Here is an 18114-nt window from a genome sequence, read left to right on the forward strand (position 1 = left end):
AATGCTTCACGTGTTCTCCTGTTGGGGTGGTCCGCTGTTCCTGGGCGAACCCAACACAAGCATAGACCCAATCACGTGGCTGACGTCGGCTGTGGCGCCGTTATGCGAACGGTCCCTCAGTTGCCTGGAGAGAAACAGTCCGTGGCACAATTGGGCAGACGTCTATGTGCCGCCGAGAAAAGGGTTGGAAGTGTGAACGAACAAACGTTGTCCATGCGCCTGGAGCGCGTGGCGAGGCATGTGCCGGCAGGGGCGCGCCTGGCCGATATCGGCTCCGATCATGGTTATCTGCCGGTGGCGCTGATCAACCGGGGTGTGATCGCGGCGGCGCTGGCGGGCGAGGTGGCAGTGACGCCGTTCCGCTCGGCCGAACGCACCGTGCGCGAAAGTGCACTGGACGCGAAAATCAGCGTGCGCCTGGCCAACGGCCTGGCGGCCATCGAGCCTGGGGACGGCATCACGGCGATCAGTCTGTGTGGCATGGGCGGCGAGACGATTCGCGACATTCTCGACGGCGGCAAGGGCCGCTTGAGTGGCCAGGAGCGTCTGATCCTGCAACCCAACGGCGGCGAGCAGCCACTGCGTCAATGGTTGATGGACAATGATTACCGCATCGTGAGCGAGGAAGTGCTGCGAGAGAACCGCTTCTACTACGAAATCATCGTCGCCGAGCGCGACGGGCCGGTGGCGTACTCCGCCCAGGAGTTGTACTTCGGCCCGTTGCAGTTGCAGGCCCGAAGCCCGGTTTTCCTGGCAAAGTGGCAGCGTCTGCTACGACTGAAGCAAAAGACCTTGGTCAATTTTGCCCAGGCGCAGCAGGCCGTGGCCGAGGAGAAGGTGCAGGATATGGCTCTTCAGGTCCGCTGGATCAGCGAGCTGTTGGCGTGAGCCATTGTCCAGCCAATCGGTCACTGGCCCGCTGCGTCCTGTTTCAGTACCAGCAGCTGATAGACGCCTGATTCGTTTTCAATCCCATGGGTGTCATGGGTGAAGCCGGGGAATGATCGGTCAAAGTTTTCCAGCGCCTTGAGGTAGGTCAGTATTGGCCCGTCCGCAGGTCCTGCGTTTTCCCCTGGCATCAGCAGGGGAATTCCCGGCGGGTACGGGACGATGCCCGTTGCCGCAATCCGGCCGGCGGCTTCTTCCAAGGTCACCGTTTCGATCTCGTTCCTCACCAGTTTTTCATAAGCCTCCACCGGGCTGAACTGCGCCGTGGGCAGCATGCCGAAGGCCTCGGCCATGGCTGCGGTGGTCTTGGTTTTTTTCATGGCGGCGAAGATCTCTTCAGCCAGGTCCTTGAGGCCCATGCCCGCGTAGCGTTGCTGGTTGGCACTCACCAGGTCGGGCAGGCACAGCTCCAGTTCCAGGTTTTCATCGTAGTCGCGCTTGAAGTCGAGCAGGGCGTTGACCAAGGTGCCCCATTTGCCTTTGGTGATGCCGATGGAAAACAGGAACAGGATGGTGAAGTCGGTGGTTTTTTCCACCACGATACCCTGCCTGCCGAGGTAGGCGGTGAGCACGCATGCCGGGATGCCGAAGTCCAGCAGGCTGCCGTCATCGCCCATTCCGGGGCTGAGGACCGAGACCTTGATCGGATCGAGCATGCAGTAGCCGTCTTCAATGTCACCGAAGCCATGCCAGACCTCATTGGGGTGCAGCACCCAGCAACTCGGGTCAGCCTTGAGCCTGGCCGGATCGACCTCGTGAAATAGAATCGCCTGTCCGTCCACCTGCACCGATGGCGGTTGCCAGCAGGAGAAGAACCAGTCGTCATGGCTGAACATCTCGCTTTGCATGTGGGAGATGACCTGGCGGAAGGCGACGGCTTCCTCGATCGCTTCGCTGGTCAGGATCTGCCCGCTGGGCGCCTCCATCATCGCCGAGCTGACATCGCATGAGGCCATGATCGCGTAATTGGGCGAGGTGGAGGCATGCATCATGTACGACTCATTGAAGCGCCCATGAGGAATCGGGTTGCGCCCGTTGCGCACGTGGATCATCGAGGCCTGGGACAGTGCCGCGAGCAATTTATGCGTGGACTGGGTGGCGAACACGGTCGGTTTCGACGGGTCGTGATCGTCCGGACTGCCGTGCATCGCAAAGCGGTCCTTGTACAACGGATTGAACCGCGCATAGCCATACCAGGCTTCGTCGAAATGCAGGCGGTCAACACTTTGCCCCAGCAGCTCCTCGACGCGGGTGACGTTGTAGGTCAGGCCATCGTAAGTGGAGTTGGTGATGATGGCGTGCACCGGCGTCGGGTCGATGTGGCTCTTGACCAGTGGATTGCTGGCGATGGCCGCCTTCACGCCTTCGGCGCTGAGGGTCTGTGGCAGGATCGGGCCAATGATGCCGAAGCGGTTTCGGGTCGGCACCAGATAGGTCGGAATTGCCCCGGACAGGGTCATCGCGTGCTCGGCGGATTTGTGGCAGTTGCGATCACACAGCGCGATCTGGTCGCGCGTCACGCTGGCCATGAGGATGACCCGGTTGGACATCGACGAGCCATTGGTGACGTAGTAGGTGCGATGCGCGCCGAACACCTTGGCGGCGTAGCGCTCGCCCTGGCCGATAGGGCCGCTGTGGTCGAGCATCGAACCCAGTTCGCCGACGGAAATCGACAGGTCCGAACGCAGCAGGTTTTCACCGAAAAACTCGTAGAACGCCCGGCCCGCCGTGCTTTTCAGAAAAGCCGTACCACCGGCATGCCCCGGTGTATGCCAGGAATACTCGTAGCTGCGGGCGAACTTCAGCAGGGCGCCGAACATCGGCGGCAGTACCGCCTGGCGATAGCGCTCGATGGCGGCCAGGATCCGTCCACTGAGAAAGCGGCTGGTGTCTTCCGGCAGCCAGATGAAGTCGTCGGCATGTTGCATGACGATCAGCGGTACGTTGGAGGCGGTGCTGCGATCGCTGATCAGGAACACCGGCACGCGGGTGTTGCGCTCGCGCAACGCGGTGAGCAAGTCGATGCATTCGCGGTGGTCTTCGCTGGTGTCTATTTCCCAACTGAGCAGCACACACTGGATCGCCGGGTCGGAGCTCAGGATCGACTTGGCATCGCTCAGGTTTTCGGAGGTCAGCACGCTGACGGCGCGCTCTTCCACATCGCTGATCAACTGGATCAGCGCTCGACCGAACACGCTGCGCTTGTCTGGCGCGTTGGACACCAGCAAGGCCAGCATTCCCAAAAGATTTCGCTGTTCCGTCATGGCAAGGCCTCCAGGTTGGCCGTCTTCAGGTGGTTGACGGGAATGGGCTCGCCAACGATGTGCTGCGCCGCGACGGTCTGGGTCGGTACGCTATTGTTCAACGCTTCAAGACGGATCAGGCGGGTATTGACGTAACCGAACAGCGTATAGCCGACGATGACTGCCACGCCGCCCAGCATCAACGCCTGTTCCCCCGAGCTGTAGAGCGCCAGGTAGCTGTAGGCCGCGGCAATGCCCGCGACAATGTTCGTGAGCAAAGCCTTGTTGGCCGGGACATTCGATATTTTCTGCAGGGTGACCAGCGTCGCCATGGAGAGGATGTAGGGCACCAGGTTGGTGACCACGGCGAGGTTCACCAGCGTATCGAATTGCTTGGCGAGGTCAGGGCTGATGGTCAGCAATGCCAACGCTGTCTGCATCGCCAGCAGGATCAGCATGCTGACGATCGGCACGCCATGCTTGTTGGCCTTGGCGAAGATTGGCAGGAAGTAACCGGTGTCCGCCGAGCTCTTGAAGACCTGTGCGACGGTGAACTGCCAGCCGAGCAGCGAGCCGACACACGCCATCACCATCAGGCCCATAACGACGTTTCCGATCAGGGGGTTGAACATCTTGGCGAAGACCAGGCCGAACGGCGCCGTGGAGGAGACCAGCTCGGCGTTGTCGACGATGCCGGCAATGACGTTGGTTGAAACGATGTAGATCACCGCAGCGCCCAGCGTGCCACCGAGTACCGCGATCGGCACGTTTTTCTCGGGGTTCTCCACCGCGTCGCCGTTGGCGCACGCCGACTCCAACCCCAGGAACGCCCAGAGGGTGATCGCCACGGAAGCGCCGGCCGCTTCGTACCAGCTCATGTCGTGAGGGTTCCAGCCGGCTGCGTAGATGCTGCTGTCGAACCAGAACCAACCGACCGTCGAAACCAGCACCACCGGGGCTATCACGCCCCACACTGTCACGGCGCCAATCTTGCCGGTAATGCGTGCCCCGCCGAAATTGGCAAAGGTGGTCAGCCACAATAATGCGATGGTTGCCAGGCCGACCTGCAGCGAGTCGAGCTGGATACTGAAGAGCGTCTGGATATAGCCGACGGCGGTGATGCTGATCGCCACGTTGGCAATCAGCAGTGAAAGGCCGTAGGTGTAGTTGGTGATGTAGTTGCCGGACTTGCCGAAGGTGTATTCAGCGTATCCGCCCATTCCGCCGGTCTTGCGGCTGAGCATGCCGCAGCGGGCAAAGGCGTAGGCCAATGCGAGCGAGCCCGTGGCTGTGATCAGCCAGGAAAGGATCGAAATACCGCCCACTTCGGCGAGCTTGGTCGGCAGCAGCACGATGCCGGACCCTAGCATATTGACGGCAGTCAGCATGGTCAGCTGCCCCACGCTCATTTTCTTGGCAGCTGACATTCCCTTGCCTCGCATTAGAAAGTGAAGGGTTTAAGCTATAGCAGAGGTTTTTTGTTAAGCAAGGTAAGGCCGGGCCGTTACCTTCACACCCTCAACCGTGTTGCTGTTCAGCCGTCGAGCAAGGTCATCACCTGAGCGTCGTATCGCTCGCCCGCCACGGCTCCTTGGGCGCCGAAAATTTCATCCAGATGATTCAATTCATCGGTGTTCAGGGAAACCCCGATCGCGGCTACGTTGCTCTCCAAATACTTGCGCTGTTTCGTTCCTGGGATCGGGATCACGTTGCTCCCTTGGGCCAGTACCCAGGCCAGGGCCAATTGCGAGGCGCTGATGTCTTTCTGCGCAGCCAACGCCTTGACTCGCTCGACCAGCGCGAGGTTGCGATAGAAATTGTCGGCCTCGAAGCGTGGATTGAAGCGGCGATAGTCATCGGCGGCAAAATCCTCCGGGGCCTTCAGTTCGCCCGTCAGGAAACCGCGACCCAATGGGCTATAGGCGACGAAGGCAATCCCCAGGCGCCGGCAGGTTTCCAGCACGCCGTTGTGCTCGGGCTCCCTGGACCACAGCGAGTATTCGCTTTGCACGGCCGCCAAAGGATGCACCGCATGCGCCCGCTGGATAGTTTCGGCGCTGGCCTCCGAGAGACCGATGTGGCGCACCTTGCCGGCCTTGACCAGTTCTGCCATGGCGCCAACCGTTTCTTCGACCGGCACCTGCGGGTCAATGCGGTGTTGGTAATAGAGGTCCAGGTAATCGGTATCGAGGCGATTGAGACTGCCGTCGACGGACTGCCGGACGTAATCGGGGTGCCCATTGACGCCCCGGGCGTGGGGATCTTCGCTGCGCACCAGGCCGAACTTGCTCGCCAGGTAGATCCCTTCACGCTTGCCACGCAAGGCTTGCCCGAGCAGTGTCTCGTTGGTGTAGGGCCCATACATGTCGGCGGTATCGAACAGCGTCACGCCCAGCTCCACGGCGCGGTGGAGCGTGGCAATGGCTTCTCGCGGATCGATCCCGGTGGTGTAGAAATCCGACATGCCCATGCAGCCCAGGCCGATAGCGCTGACGTGTGGGCCTTGTTGGCCGAGTTGGCGAGTGATCATGCGGTTGACTCCAAAAGAAATGAATGACAGGGCCAGTGTCCCGTACATGAATTTCTGGATAAATCCGGTAAATCTGGTTTAACTATTCGTGATTCCTGGATAGTGAGCGTCGTTTATGGACCGATTACAAGCCATGCAGGTGTTCCGGCGCATCGTTGAATTGGGCGGTTTTGGCAAGGCGGCCGATGATCTTGGCTTGCCACGGGCCACGGTCAGCCTGTTGATTCAACAACTCGAAGGTCATCTGGGCGTGCAACTGCTGCAGCGCACGACGCGGCAAGTGCGCGCCACGCTCGATGGCGAAGCCTATTACCAGCGCTGCGGCCAATTGCTGGATGAACTGGACGATCTCGAAGCCTCGCTGTCTGCGCAACGCAGCCAGCCTCGCGGCACCTTGCGGGTGGACATGCCCATCGCTTTCGGCTGCACCTGGATCGTGCCGAACCTGCCGGATTTTTATCGGCGCTATCCGCAGTTGCAACTGGACATCGGTTTTCATGACCGCCAGGTGCACTTGCAGCGCGAGGGCGTGGACTGCGCAATCCGCGCCGGCAACATCACTGACCAGGCATTGGTGGCGCGGCCAATCGTGCGGTTGTCCCAGCTCACATGCGCCAGCCCCAGTTACCTGGCTCGCGCCGGAACGCCGCTGCGACCGGAGGATTTGACTGCGCACCAGGCCATCCGCTTTGCATCCGGCGGCGGACGTTTTTTTCCGTTTGAATTCGAAGTCGCAGGGCAGGTGCGCGAGTTGCAACTACCGGGCGAGCTGACCGTCAACAATGCCGACGCCTACGTGACGGCCTGCGAAGCCGGGTTCGGTCTGGTCCAGGTGCCGCGCTATCACGTCCAACGGCAGTTGGCCGAGGGCCGGCTGTTAGAGGTGTTGAAAGACCATCCGGTGCCGTTATGGCCGATTTCAATGGTCTACCCACCGCATCGACAACTGTCGCCCCGGGTACGGGTGTTTATCGATTGGGTGATCGAGCTGCTACATGGCGTGGCGGAGGCGCAGGGGGAACTGATGGTGAAGATATAGCCAGAAAATCCTGGGCCAACGAAAATATCGGAACTAACGCTTTGGCAGCGCGATCATTTTCCTAGCGTCATCAACGCAACCCTGATCGGCTTCTCACCGGATAACGATCAGGGCCGCTGAACGAAAAGGAGTTGCCAATGACCGTTACCGCTCATCCCCTCTACCGAAGCACGCCAGGACCGCTCCACGCGGTCTTGCTGGCGGGCACCGTTCCCCTGTTTCTCGGCGCGCTATTTAGCGACATCGCTTACTTCAAGACGTACCAGATCCAGTGGAGCAATTTTGCCTCGTGGCTAATTGCCGGTGGGCTGGTTTTTTGTGGGCTGGCGCTGGTGTTCGCCCTGGTCAACCTGCTCAGGGCCGAACGCAAGGCCGGGCGTCCCGTAGCGTATTTCCTGCTGTTGCTGGTCACTTGGGTACTCGGGTTGGTCAACGCTTTCGAGCACGCCAAGGACGCCTGGGCGATCATGCCCCAGGGCCTCGTGCTGTCTGTCATCGCGACGCTGCTGGCCTGCGTGGCGGCGTGGGTCGGCCTTACCAACCTGAGTTCGGGAGGTGAGCAATGAAGCCGCGCATCGCATTGACCGCCTTGAGCATGGCGCTGCTGCTCAGCGCTTGCGGAGGAGAAGGGGACGCGACCCAGGCACTGGGTCCCGACCCTAAATTGCCAGAGCCCCAGCGTGGCCTGTTGCCCAGCATGAAAATCGCCGAGCCGGTGGCGTGGGGAGACCAGAAGCCGACGGTGCCCCAAGGCTACGACATCACTGCCATTGCGACCGATCTGAAGATCCCGCGTCAAACACTGGTCTTGCCAAACGGCGACATTATCGTCGCCGAGGGCCGTGGCGGAAACGCCGCGAAGCTCAAGCCCAAGGACGTGATCGCCAGCGTCATCAAGGCCAAGGGCAACACCCAGGTCAAGGGCGGCAACCGCCTCACGTTGTTGCGCGATGCCGACGGCGACGGCACTTACGAGCTCAAGACGGTTTTCGCCGAAAACCTCAACGCGCCGTATGGCCTGGCGTTTGCCAACGGCAAGCTGTACGTGGCCAACCAGGATGCGCTGGTTCGCTTTGATTACGCAGACGGCCAGACCAAGGCCAGCGGTCCGCCCGTCAAGGTCACCGACCTGCCGTCGGCGATCAACCACCACTGGACCAAGGCCTTGACCGCTAGCCCCGACGGGCACTCGCTGTACGTCGGCATAGGCTCGAACAGCAACGTCACCGAGCGCGGCATGGAAGTCGAGATCGACCGGGCCATGGTCTGGCAGATCGACGCCGAGACGGGCGCCCACAAACCCTTTGCGACCGGCCTGCGCAACCCGACGGCGCTGAAGGTCGAGCCTGGCTCCGGGCAGTTGTGGGCGGTGGTCAACGAACGCGACGAGTTGGGCCCCGACCTGGTGCCGGACTACCTGACCTCGGTGCGCGAAGGTGCGTTCTACGGCTGGCCCTACAGCTATTGGGGGCAGAACGTCGACCCGCGCGCGCAGCCACAGGATCCGCAAAAAGTCGCCGCTGCGGTCAAACCCGATTACAGCCTGGGATCCCACGTCGCCGCGCTCGGTGTCGATTTCTCGGTTCCGGCCATGGGCGAACAGTTCGCCGAAGGCGCGTTCGTTGGCGAGCACGGCAGCTGGAACCGTGATCAGCCGGTGGGCTACAAAGTGATCTTCGTGCCGTTCCGCGACGGTCGCCCTGCGGGTGAGGCGGTGGACTTCGCCACGGGCTTCCGCGGTTCCGATGGCAAGACCCGTGGGCGCCCCGTCGGCGTGACGGTCGATCCGCGAGGTGCGTTGATCATTGCTGATGACCTGGCGAACACAGTGTGGAGGGTCACGCGCAAGCCATAGCGCATGAGGTCCGGGGCGCGCCGTCGCCCCGGGCTATCCCGCCGGTTTGCAGATTCGCGCAAAACCCCGACAGTCCCCGCAACATCACCAAAGCCCGTTGACCCTCGTTGCGCGACAGCGAAGCCGGAAGAAATCGCCGAGGTGGTCGCCTTCCTGGCGTCGGACCGCGCCAGTTTCATGGTCGGTTCGGTGGTCATGGCCGATGGCGGCATGACCGTCACCGCTGGCTGATCCTGCGGAGCCGGACCGACCGCCCACGATGCGGGGCGCCGGTCGGCCCGCTCAAAGCAGAATATCCTCAGGCCCCCGAATCGCCGCTTCAATCCGTGTTCCCGTCAAGCGTTCCTCGTTGGAAAAACCATCGTAGTCAGCCAGGCCGCCGAAGCGAATGCCCGTGAGTGATTCAATCTGGTCGACGCTGTGCCGGTAGGTTTTAAGCGCGCCGAATACGAGTTGAAGTTTCCCGAGCTCCCGCTGCTGATCGATCATGTAGGCGCTGGCGGATGGCTTGCCGTCGTCGCTGAGAAATGCCACGACTTTCCAGAATGCGGTGGGAATTTGTACGTCTCTGTAGGTGGGATCATCCTCGCGAAACAGCGGCCCGGTGAACACCGTCGCTCTGCCTTTCCAGCGGCGGGTGTTGTCGAGGATGTAGTCCTCAAGCTCCAACCAGGTTTTCTGATTGAAGGCCGCCATTTGCGGTGAGCAATTGGTGAAGTGGAACGTGTCGCCATTGGCCGTGTGCGCCTCTTGTCCCCAGTTCGGATCCTGGCGCCTGACGAGGTGGCCGCGATCCAACAGGTTGTCGGCATAGAGTGCTTCGCCGATCTGTGCGTCGCTGGGCAGCCGACCGTCATAGGTCCAGGCATCGCGCTTGCGGTCGATTTCGACACTGCTGGCGCCGTCGATGTTAACCCCGGCAATGAGCGCCAACCGTCGACGCCGCGACATCGTGATGGAGAAATGGGTGTAATCCAGGCGGTCACCAGTGTTGCCTGTTGAATAGACGTCCTTTGCCTGCTCGGCATCAAGGGCGGGCCAGGGCACAATGAAATCGCCGAGGAAATCGCTGCGGTATCCCTCTCGGTTTTCCAACTGCGTTGCCGGGGTGACCTTGGGTTCTGTCGGCGGGCGCAGCTCATTGGCGACGGGTCGCACTGGCTGAACGAGCGGCTTGAGATCCGCCAGGCGTGGTCGATGGGAGACATCTATCGGTGTTCCTGCGGACGACATGGGCGCTTCCTCGCTGGGCTGATACGTTGCTACGTGCGGGCTCGATAATAACGATCATCATGCCATCGGCGCCGTGAAGCTTTGATGATGTGTTCCTTCAAAACGGCCCCAGCTTGAGCGGGTATTGGATAACGATGTAGAGCCTGTCGATGTCGTCGCCCGCCTGGGCGTCGTTGGCACGGTGGGTGACATGGGACAGCTGCAGCGACAGGTCCCTGGCCGGCCCCGACGGCACGACATAGTGCAGGTCCAGGTCGCGTTCCCAGTGACGGCCGCCGTCTCCTTGTTGCGGGCTGTAGGTCCCGGTGTCGGTGTCGAACGGGTTGTAGGCGCCGCCCTGGGGGGCATGGCTGCCATCTATTCCACTACCCGTCACATAGCGGGCCATGAAGCCCAGGCCGGGGATGCCCAGCGCGCCAAGGTCGAGGTCATAGCGTGCTTGCCAGGAGTGTTCGCCGGGGCCATTGAAGTCGGCGTATTTGATCGAGTTGGCCAGGTAGATGGAGTCGCCACCGACGAAGTCAAACGGCGTGTCGCCGTTGATTTTCTGATAGGCCACGGTGAACGCCTGGGCATCGCGCCGGTATTTGCCCAAGAGGCTGTAGGCGGTGTTGTCGATGGCGCCTGCGGCGGCCTGGCCTTGGTCGCGGGTGTGATACAGATTGCCGTCGACGAACAGATCGCCAACGGTGGCGTGCAGGTTGGTGTAGTACTGGCGCCAGGTGTCGCTCAGCTCGGAGGCGTACACGGCGCCACCCACTGGGCGGCCGCTGAACAGATCGGCACCCACGAAGTCGATGCTGCCGTGGCGGGTGGTTGCCCCGTATCCGGAAAAATCTCCTCTGGCGGTGGAGGCGTCCTGGTTCTTGAATGCATGGAAATGGCCGGCCTGCAGGTCGATCCCCTCGGTCTCGCGACTGGTCAGCAACACGCCGCTGGCGTATTCCGGTTGCAGGCGTTTGTCCGCTGTATCGAACACCGGGGTTTGCACGGTCATTTCGCCCAGTGCCAGGGTGGTTCGAGACGCCTTGAATTTTAACGCACCGCCTGCGCTGGAATATTGATCCTCGCTACGGCCGTCATCATCCAGCGGCAATAACCCGGTTCCGGAGTGGCCTTTGCCACCGTCCAGTTTCAGCCCCAGGAAACCATGGGCGTCGATGCCGACACCAACGGTGCCGGTGCTGAAACCGGACTCGAACGAAGCGATGAAACCCTGGGCCCATTCCTGCTTGTAGCTTTTGCCCGCCGGGGTAGGGGAGCGGTAGTCATTGTTGAGGTAAAAGTTGCGGCTCAGTATTTCAAGCGATGCGCCTTCTACAAAACCATCGGCGGTTTGCGCCGCCATTGTGGGGGCGCTTCCCGCCAGCAAGGCCAGGAGCCAAAGCGGCTTCAGGGCCGCTGGCATGGGTCCGGGACCGACAATGTTGTTTGATGCAGGCGACATGCTTCATTCCCTGTGAATAGTTTGGCGAAAAATGCGTGGGGATCACCCGGCGCCGAGGGCATAGGGCTGCGCACGTTGGACCCGAGATCGCCAGGCAAACGGACTGATGCCTGCGCTGTGGGTGAAGAGGTGGCAGAAATGCGCCTGGTCGCAGAAGCCGCATTCCAGGCTGATTTGCGTCAGGGTCAGGTCAGTGCTCTGCATCAGCTGCTTGGCCCTGGCAATGCGCTGGGCACGGATCCAGGCTTGGGGGGATTGGCCGGTGCTGCGCTTGAAGGCTCGGGAGAAATGGCTGCGGGACAAGGCGCACGCCTCGGCCAGCCGGGTGATTTCCAACGTCTCGCTCAGGCCATCGAGAATCATTTTCTTGACCAGCTTTTCGCGCCAGGGCGACAGGCCGCCCGTGGTCTTGGCTGTTGGCGTGACGGGTGTGCTGACGGCGATGAGCGATGCGTGGGCCATGACGAAAATCCGTGTCAGTAGGAAGCGCGCCGGCGTACTGCCCGATAGGGCACCGCCTCCCGCTTTAAAGGGTCTGAACAGAGCGTCCCATTCTTGGTGAGGCCGCGCGATCGCGCGAGTTAAACGTTGTTAATCATGGCGTCGATACGCTCATCTGGCGCACCGCGAAGGTGCAATGATCGAATAAAAGCCCAGCATTCAGCGGTTAGCGGATTGACGGGCCCGACAGAACTTCAGAAAGCGTGGCCCGTGCCGACTCAAGGGTATCGCCTATAGTTTGTGCAACAACAGCGACCCCGTTTTCCGCGACCGGAACACTGATCATGAGCCAATCTTCTTCTCATCCAACCTTCAAATCCCTTGGTTGCGCCGAATGTCGCAACCATGAGGTGCTGGGGTTTGATTTCACCATGGCTTTCCAGCCGATCTTCAACGTCGGCACGCGCACGGCGTTTGCCTATGAAGCGTTGGTCAGGGGGGTGAATGGCGAATCGGCAGCCCATATCCTCGGGCTTGTAAATGACAGCAACCGCTATCGGTTCGACCAGGCTTGCCGAGTGAAGGCGATCGAAGAATCTGCGAGGCTGGGGATCCTCGACATCTCCGATTGCTTGCTCAGCATCAACTTCCTGCCCAACGCCGTGTACCGGGCCGAGACCTGTATACGGGCGACATTGGAGGCCGCGCGCCAATCGGATTTTCCATCGAACAGGCTCATGTTCGAAGTGACCGAAGGCGAGCGGGTGGACGATCCTGACCATCTGAAATCGATTTTCCTGGAGTACGAACGCCAGGGGTTCACCACCGCCATTGACGATTTCGGTTCAGGCTATTCGGGCCTCAACCTGTTGGCGCTGTTCCAGCCCCAGGTATTGAAAATCGACATGGCGTTGACCCGTGACATCGACCAGGACCCCGTCAAGCGCGCCATCGTCGAGGGCATTATCCTGGTCGCCAGTCGCCTGGACATCATCGTCATCGCCGAGGGCGTCGAGACGCGGGAAGAAAGCGCAACGTTGCTGGCAATGGGGATCGAGCTGATGCAGGGGTATCTCTACGCCCGGCCCGAGATAGGCCGGCTGGCGGTTGGCTGTTTTGATTAGTCGGTAGTTCGAGTATTGGCGGCGCAGGCATCACCGCAACGCAGCGGTGGGCCTGCTTTCGCCAGATAGGCTTCAGTCGCCGTCAGGCCTGTTGCTTATCACTCGACAACGGCGGCGTGCGCGGCGGAATCATTCGTTTCGAGCCCATCGCCTCGAACGCCGAGGCCAGCTGCAACAGCTTCGAATCGTCATAGGCTCGGCCGGCAAATGTCAGCCCTACAGGCATGCCGATGTCCGCCATCACGCCCATCGGCACGGTGACCGTGGGCACGCCCAGGTGGCGTATGGCGAGATTGCCGTTGGCGACCCAAACCCCGTTGCTCCAGGCGATGTCGGCAGATGCCGGATTGACGTCCGCGTCCGCTGGGCCGACGTCGGCCACGGTGGGGAAGATCACCGCATCCAGGCCAAGCCGCTGCATCCAGTCTTCGAGATCGATCCGGCGTGTCTCTTCGAGTCCATGCAATCCGTCAGGCAAGGTGGGAATCTGGTCCCACGGCGTGATGCCGCGCTGGGCCATCTTCACGTATTCGTCCATGCCGGCGGCCAGGTCATCCTCGCGGTTGGGCAGGGTGCCGGGATCGTGAGGAAAAATCAGCGGTCCGTCGACGTCAGCCAGGCGATTGAGTTTCGGATCGCCGTTGGCCCGCAGGAAATCATCGAATGCCCAGGCCGACAGATCCCATAATTCATGGTGGAGGAATTCCTTGGACACCAGGCCGCGAGTGAAGACGGTCGGTGCGCCAGGACGATCGCCCTCGCAGTTGGAGACCAACGGGAAATCCACTTCGATCACTTCCGCGCCTTGGGCCTCCAACGCCTTGCGGGCCTCTTCCCAAAGGGCAATCACCGACGCACGAGTGATGATTCGTTGCCCGGTCGGGCCACCGATTCCCGGCTTTTGCGCCGTGCCCGCTTCCGGGTCGGCGTTGATGTACATGCGCGGGACGCCGAAACGGATGCCGGCCAGCGTATCCGGTTGGGCGGCGAGGCTTTGGTAGGAGGCGGGACGAATCGAGTCCACGGGCGGAATCGGTACCCAAGGCTGCAGGCGCCAAAGGTCTCCGCGAGTATCGGGATCATTCGCCACTACCACGTCCAATACTTCGAGCAGGTCGGCCATGGTCCTGGCGTAAGGCACGACGACGTCCATGGTTGGCGTCAACGGCCAGTTGCCGCGCACTGATATCACCCCGCGCGAAGGGGTGTAGGCACACAAGCCATTGTTCGAGGCCGGGCCGCGTCCGCTCGACCAGGTTTCTTCAGCCAGGCCGAAGGCGGCGAAACTGGCGGCAGTGGCGGTGCCCGCGCCGTTTGAAGAGCCCGAGGCGAACGGCGCGGTGAGATAGTCGCCGTTGTATGGGCTTTCAGCGCGGCCATACACGCCGCGCTGCATCCCGCCGTTCGCCATCGGCGGCATGTTGGTCTTGCCCAGGCAGATGGCCCCGGCGCCGCGCAGTCGTTCAATGGTGAAGGCGTCGCGATAGGCAACCAGATCCTTGAACGCCGGGCTTCCGGAGGCGGCGGTGAGCCCCTTCACCAGGTAACTGTCCTTGGCGGTGTAGGGAATGCCGTCGAGCGGGCCCAACGTCTGGCCCTTGGCCCGACGGGCATCGGAAGCCCGCGCTTCGTCCAGCGCATCGGGGTTGCGAACCACCACCGCATTGAGGGCGGTGGAGGTGTCCGGGCCGTCGTAGGCGTCGATCCGGGCAAGGTACGCCTGGACCAGTTCGACCGCCGTGGCCTGGCCGGATTCGAGCGCAGCCCGGAGCTGGGCAATCGAGATTTCGGTGATTTCAATCATGTTGTTATCGCTGCGGCTGGGCGAATGACGTGATGCAAGTCGTTCGAACGATATGTCCGGTGCTCACGTCTTTCGAAATGGGTTCTGACATCGGATGGAGACTCTACTACGAGAGCGCGATGGGAGGGCACTGCCCTTCACAGGAATAATGATGACCTGTGGCAAGGGGCGTCTGTGGGATATCAGCATTGACCGGCTGTGCAGCATCGTCATTGAGCCTTCCACTCGTCTGTAAAGCGCAGGGGGCCTGCTTGACAACCAGGTCGACAGAAGGAAATACTCCGTCAATATTCATATAGATGACTAGATAACAAGGTGAAAATAGTCCTATGAACGCCCTGTCCAGCGACGCCCGCCTGCCGCTTTATCAACGTTTGCGCGACCAGTTGGCCGAACAGATCGCCAACAATCGCTGGCGTCCTGGCGAGGCGATTCCCACTGAGGCGGCGCTTTCAGCCGAGTACCAGCTGTCCACCGGCACGGTGCGCAAAGCGATCGATGCGCTGGTCAGCGAGGGCGTGCTGGAGCGGCAGCAGGGTCGGGGTACGTTTATTCGTCGTCCGCAATTCCAGTCGTCACTGTTTCGTTTTTTCCGCTTCCAGAGCGCGTCGGGCGAACGTCGGGTTCCGGAGAGTCGCATCCTGTCTGTCGAGCCCGTGCCTGCGCCGTCGGCGGTCGCGCAGGCCTTGGGTCTGCCGGTCGATGCGCCGGTGATCCGCATCGTCCGGGTACGTCTGCTGGAAGTCGAGCCGGTGCTCGCCGAAGAAATCTGGCTGCCACGCAGCCGATTCCAGCCGTTGCTGGAGATCGACCTGAACCAGAAAGGGCCGTTGCTCTATCCCATCTACGAGGAAACCTGCGGGCAGGTGGTTGCCTACGCGCAGGAAACCCTCACGGCCGAATCGGTCAACGAAGTGCACGCGCGCTTGTTGCAAGTCCCGGTCAACAGCCCGGTGGTGGTAATCGAGCGTCTGGCCCGCGATTACGCTGGCAACCCGCTGGAGTGGCGCCGTTCGCGCGGGCATGCCGAGCACTTCCGCTACAGCGTCGAAATCCGCTGAGTTCGGCGGGCACGCGGCGTCTCGATCTCCGCGGCCCTTGCCCTGTGTGTTTTTCCTGACTGGCCCTGCAGCGGCGCGGTTCGCTCTCGGCTGCCTTTCGTTCCACTCATAAGGACAAGAATCATGTTCAACTGGTATCGCCAAATCACTTCTCGGGAGCGTAAAACGTTTTGGGCGTGTTTCGGCGGCTGGTCGCTCGACGCCCTGGAAGTACAGATGTTCGGCCTGGCGATCCCGGCGTTGATCGCCGCGTTCGCCTTGTCCAAGGGCGATGCGGGGCTGATCAGCGGCGTCACGCTGGTCACGTCGGCCCTCGGCGGCTGGGTCGGCGGCACGTTATCGGATCGTTATGGTCGAGTGCGCACGCTGCAATGGATGATTTTGTGGTTCTCGTTCTTCACCTTCTTGTCGGCGTTCGTCACCGGCTTCCACCAGTTGTTGATTGTAAAGGCCCTGCAGGGCTTCGGAATCGGTGGGGAGTGGGCTGCCGGCGCGGTTCTGATGGCCGAGACGATCAATCCGAAATACCGCGGCAAAGTCATGGGCACCGTCCAGAGCGCCTGGGCGGTGGGTTGGGGATTGGCGGTCGGGGTGTTTACCTTGATCTATTCCCTGGTGCCGCAGGACATGGCCTGGCGAGTGATGTTCATTGTCGGCCTGTTGCCATCGTTCCTGATCATCTGGGTGCGTCGCAACGTCGAGGAGCCGGACAGCTTCCAGCGCCTGCAAAAGGAACAAGCCATCGCGCAGAGTTTCTTCAAATCCCTGGTCGGCATCTTTCGCCCTGAATTGATTCGCGTGACCTTGTTCGGTGGCTTGTTGGGGTTGGGTGCCCACGGCGGTTATCACGCGGTGATGACCTGGTTACCGACGTTTCTCAAGACCGAGCGCAATCTGTCGGTGCTCAATTCCGGCGGCTACCTGGCGGTGATCATCTTTGCCTTCTGGTGCGGTTGTATCGTCAGTGGCTTGATGATCGATCGCATTGGCCGGCGCAAGAACATCCTGCTGTTCGCGCTGTGCTGTGTGGTGACCGTGCAGTGCTACGTGTTCCTGCCGCTGAGCAACACGCAGATGCTGTTCCTCGGCTTCCCGCTGGGCTTCTTCGCTGCGGGCATTCCGGCGAGCCTCGGGGCGTTTTTCAACGAGTTGTACCCGGCGGACGTGCGCGGTGCCGGCGTCGGTTTCTGCTACAACTTTGGTCGGGTGCTGTCGGCGGTCTTCCCGTTCCTGGTCGGCCATATGAGCGATTCCATGTCCCTCGGGTCGGCCATCGGCATCGACGCCGGCATTGCCTACGGCGTGGCGGTGCTCGCGGCGCTGTGCCTGCCGGAAACCCGCGGCCGCAGCCTCGAAGCGACCGCGCCCCCGGCAACCGCCGTTTCGGCTGGCAGCGAGAGCGCCCGGGCCTGATCACTCCTTATTTGCGATAGATGAAAAGCAATGGTTGATACCTGTACTACGCCGATTACCGGCGTCGACTGCCACGCTCATGTGTTCAGCCGCGAGCTGGAGCTGGCGGCTGTTCGGCGCTACACGCCTGATTATGACGCCACGCTGGCGCACTATCTGGAGCACCTGGAAACCCATGGCCTGAGCCATGGGGTATTGGTCCAGCCGAGCTTTCTCGGCAACGACAACGGCTACTTGCTGGCTGCGCTGCGACAGGCGCCGGGGCGACTTCGCGGCGTCGTGGTCGTGGAGCCCGGTATCAGCCGCGCCGTGCTCGATGACATGGCTCGACTGGGAGTGGTCGGTGTGCGCTTGAACCTGATGGGCAAGGCCCTGCCTGATTTTCGCGAGACGGCGTGGAAAGCTTTCCTGGGAGATCTCGCTGGATTGGGCTGGCACGTCGAATTGCATGCGCCCGTGAATGCGTTGCCGGCATTGATTGGTCAACTGATGCCGTTTGGCGTGCAAGTGGTGATCGACCATTTCGGTCGCCCGGATGCCCGCTTGGGCCTTGACCAGCCAGGCTTTGCCAAGCTGCTGGAGCTGGGCACTGGCGGCCAGGTGTGGATGAAGGTCTCCGGCATCTACCGGCTGGCGGGGACGGATCGGGAGAACCTCGAATTCGCCCGGTCCGCATTGGCGTTGCTGGAGCAGAGTTTCGGCCCGCGTCGGCTGGTGTGGGGCAGTGACTGGCCGCACACCCAACATGAAGGCAACGTCGGTTTCGATACGGTGATGCAACAGTTGCAAGCACTGGAGGGTTCGGCGCACCTTATGCACGCGCTCATGGTGGAAACACCGCGCCATTTGTTCAGGTTCTGACCTGAATTCATGCGGTGTCGAGTTTCCCTGAACTCGCAGGATGAACAGGGGGTCTAGTGTCCATTGCGAAGTCGCAGGACCGCAGCGATGGCAAGGCCAGGCGGATTGAGGATGA

At 61.5% G+C, this 18114-nt stretch carries 15 protein-coding genes and 1 pseudogene; 9 read left to right on the forward strand and 7 right to left on the reverse strand.

The window, feature by feature from the left end; translation table 11 throughout:
• The first annotated feature begins 192 nt into the window (after positions 1-192).
• Positions 193-888: a tRNA (adenine(22)-N(1))-methyltransferase TrmK gene (locus HU762_RS18180; protein WP_346656873.1), complete on the forward strand. Its 696-nt coding sequence runs from the start codon at positions 193-195 to the stop codon at positions 886-888.
• A 20-nt stretch (positions 889-908) separates the two neighbouring features.
• Here HU762_RS18180 and HU762_RS18185 read toward each other — a convergent pair whose 3' ends face one another.
• The 3 genes from HU762_RS18185 to HU762_RS18195 form a co-directional block, all read right to left on the reverse strand.
• Positions 909-3212, reverse strand: a complete 2304-nt coding sequence (locus tag HU762_RS18185; protein ID WP_186639334.1) for an Orn/Lys/Arg decarboxylase N-terminal domain-containing protein — start codon at positions 3210-3212, stop codon at positions 909-911.
• Positions 3209-4618, reverse strand: a complete 1410-nt coding sequence (gene potE / locus HU762_RS18190; RefSeq protein WP_186639336.1) for a putrescine-ornithine antiporter — start codon at positions 4616-4618, stop codon at positions 3209-3211. Before potE ends, HU762_RS18185 begins: the two co-directional genes overlap by 4 nt.
• A 107-nt stretch (positions 4619-4725) precedes the next feature.
• On the reverse strand, positions 4726-5721 hold the full coding sequence (locus HU762_RS18195; protein ID WP_186639338.1) for an aldo/keto reductase: 996 nt from the start codon (positions 5719-5721) through the stop codon (positions 4726-4728).
• A 115-nt stretch (positions 5722-5836) separates the two neighbouring features.
• On the opposite strand from HU762_RS18195, the gene HU762_RS18200 reads away from it, so the two are divergent.
• The 4 genes and pseudogenes from HU762_RS18200 to HU762_RS18215 all read left to right on the forward strand — a co-directional run.
• On the forward strand, positions 5837-6760 hold the full coding sequence (locus HU762_RS18200; RefSeq protein WP_186639340.1) for a LysR family transcriptional regulator: 924 nt from the start codon (positions 5837-5839) through the stop codon (positions 6758-6760).
• A gap of 137 nt (positions 6761-6897) precedes the next feature.
• A complete protein-coding gene (locus tag HU762_RS18205; protein ID WP_186639342.1) occupies positions 6898-7326 on the forward strand; it encodes a DUF2231 domain-containing protein in 429 nt (142 codons plus the stop codon).
• Entirely contained in the window at positions 7323-8615 is a 1293-nt protein-coding gene (locus HU762_RS18210) for a sorbosone dehydrogenase family protein (protein ID WP_186639344.1), read from the forward strand. Before HU762_RS18205 ends, HU762_RS18210 begins: the two co-directional genes overlap by 4 nt.
• 117 nt (positions 8616-8732) lie before the next feature.
• Positions 8733-8846, forward strand: a pseudogene (locus tag HU762_RS18215) (SDR family oxidoreductase); the annotation flags it as partial.
• 51 nt (positions 8847-8897) lie between these two features.
• Here HU762_RS18215 and HU762_RS18220 read toward each other — a convergent pair.
• The 3 genes from HU762_RS18220 to HU762_RS18230 form a co-directional block, all read right to left on the reverse strand.
• Positions 8898-9848 (reverse strand): DNA/RNA non-specific endonuclease, encoded by a 951-nt coding sequence (locus HU762_RS18220; protein ID WP_186639345.1) that lies wholly within the window; start codon positions 9846-9848, stop codon positions 8898-8900.
• A gap of 97 nt (positions 9849-9945) precedes the next feature.
• Complete coding sequence (locus tag HU762_RS18225) at positions 9946-11295, reverse strand: OprD family porin (protein WP_186639347.1); 1350 nt, start codon at positions 11293-11295, stop codon at positions 9946-9948.
• 42 nt (positions 11296-11337) lie between these two features.
• Positions 11338-11757: an AraC family transcriptional regulator gene (locus tag HU762_RS18230; RefSeq protein ID WP_186639348.1), complete on the reverse strand. Its 420-nt coding sequence runs from the start codon at positions 11755-11757 to the stop codon at positions 11338-11340.
• 323 nt (positions 11758-12080) lie between these two features.
• Here HU762_RS18230 and HU762_RS18235 point away from each other — a divergent pair, with 323 nt between their 5' ends.
• A complete protein-coding gene (locus tag HU762_RS18235) occupies positions 12081-12860 on the forward strand; it encodes an EAL domain-containing protein (RefSeq protein ID WP_186639349.1) in 780 nt (259 codons plus the stop codon).
• 82 nt (positions 12861-12942) lie between these two features.
• Here HU762_RS18235 and HU762_RS18240 read toward each other — a convergent pair whose 3' ends face one another.
• Complete coding sequence (locus HU762_RS18240) at positions 12943-14664, reverse strand: amidase (RefSeq protein ID WP_186639351.1); 1722 nt, start codon at positions 14662-14664, stop codon at positions 12943-12945.
• Positions 14665-14993: 329 nt separating this feature from the next.
• Here HU762_RS18240 and HU762_RS18245 point away from each other — a divergent pair, with 329 nt between their 5' ends.
• From HU762_RS18245 to HU762_RS18255, 3 genes are all read left to right on the forward strand, one after another.
• Complete coding sequence (locus HU762_RS18245; RefSeq protein WP_186639352.1) at positions 14994-15725, forward strand: GntR family transcriptional regulator; 732 nt, start codon at positions 14994-14996, stop codon at positions 15723-15725.
• Between the two features lie 123 nt (positions 15726-15848).
• A complete protein-coding gene (locus HU762_RS18250) occupies positions 15849-17138 on the forward strand; it encodes an MFS transporter (RefSeq protein ID WP_186639354.1) in 1290 nt (429 codons plus the stop codon).
• A 30-nt stretch (positions 17139-17168) separates the two neighbouring features.
• Positions 17169-17999 (forward strand): amidohydrolase family protein, encoded by an 831-nt coding sequence (locus HU762_RS18255; protein ID WP_186639355.1) that lies wholly within the window; start codon positions 17169-17171, stop codon positions 17997-17999.
• Positions 18000-18114 lie beyond the last annotated feature (115 nt).

The sequence above is a fragment of the Pseudomonas sp. SWRI92 genome (assembly GCF_014268685.1).
GTDB classification, from domain to species: domain Bacteria; phylum Pseudomonadota; class Gammaproteobacteria; order Pseudomonadales; family Pseudomonadaceae; genus Aquipseudomonas; species Aquipseudomonas marvdashtae.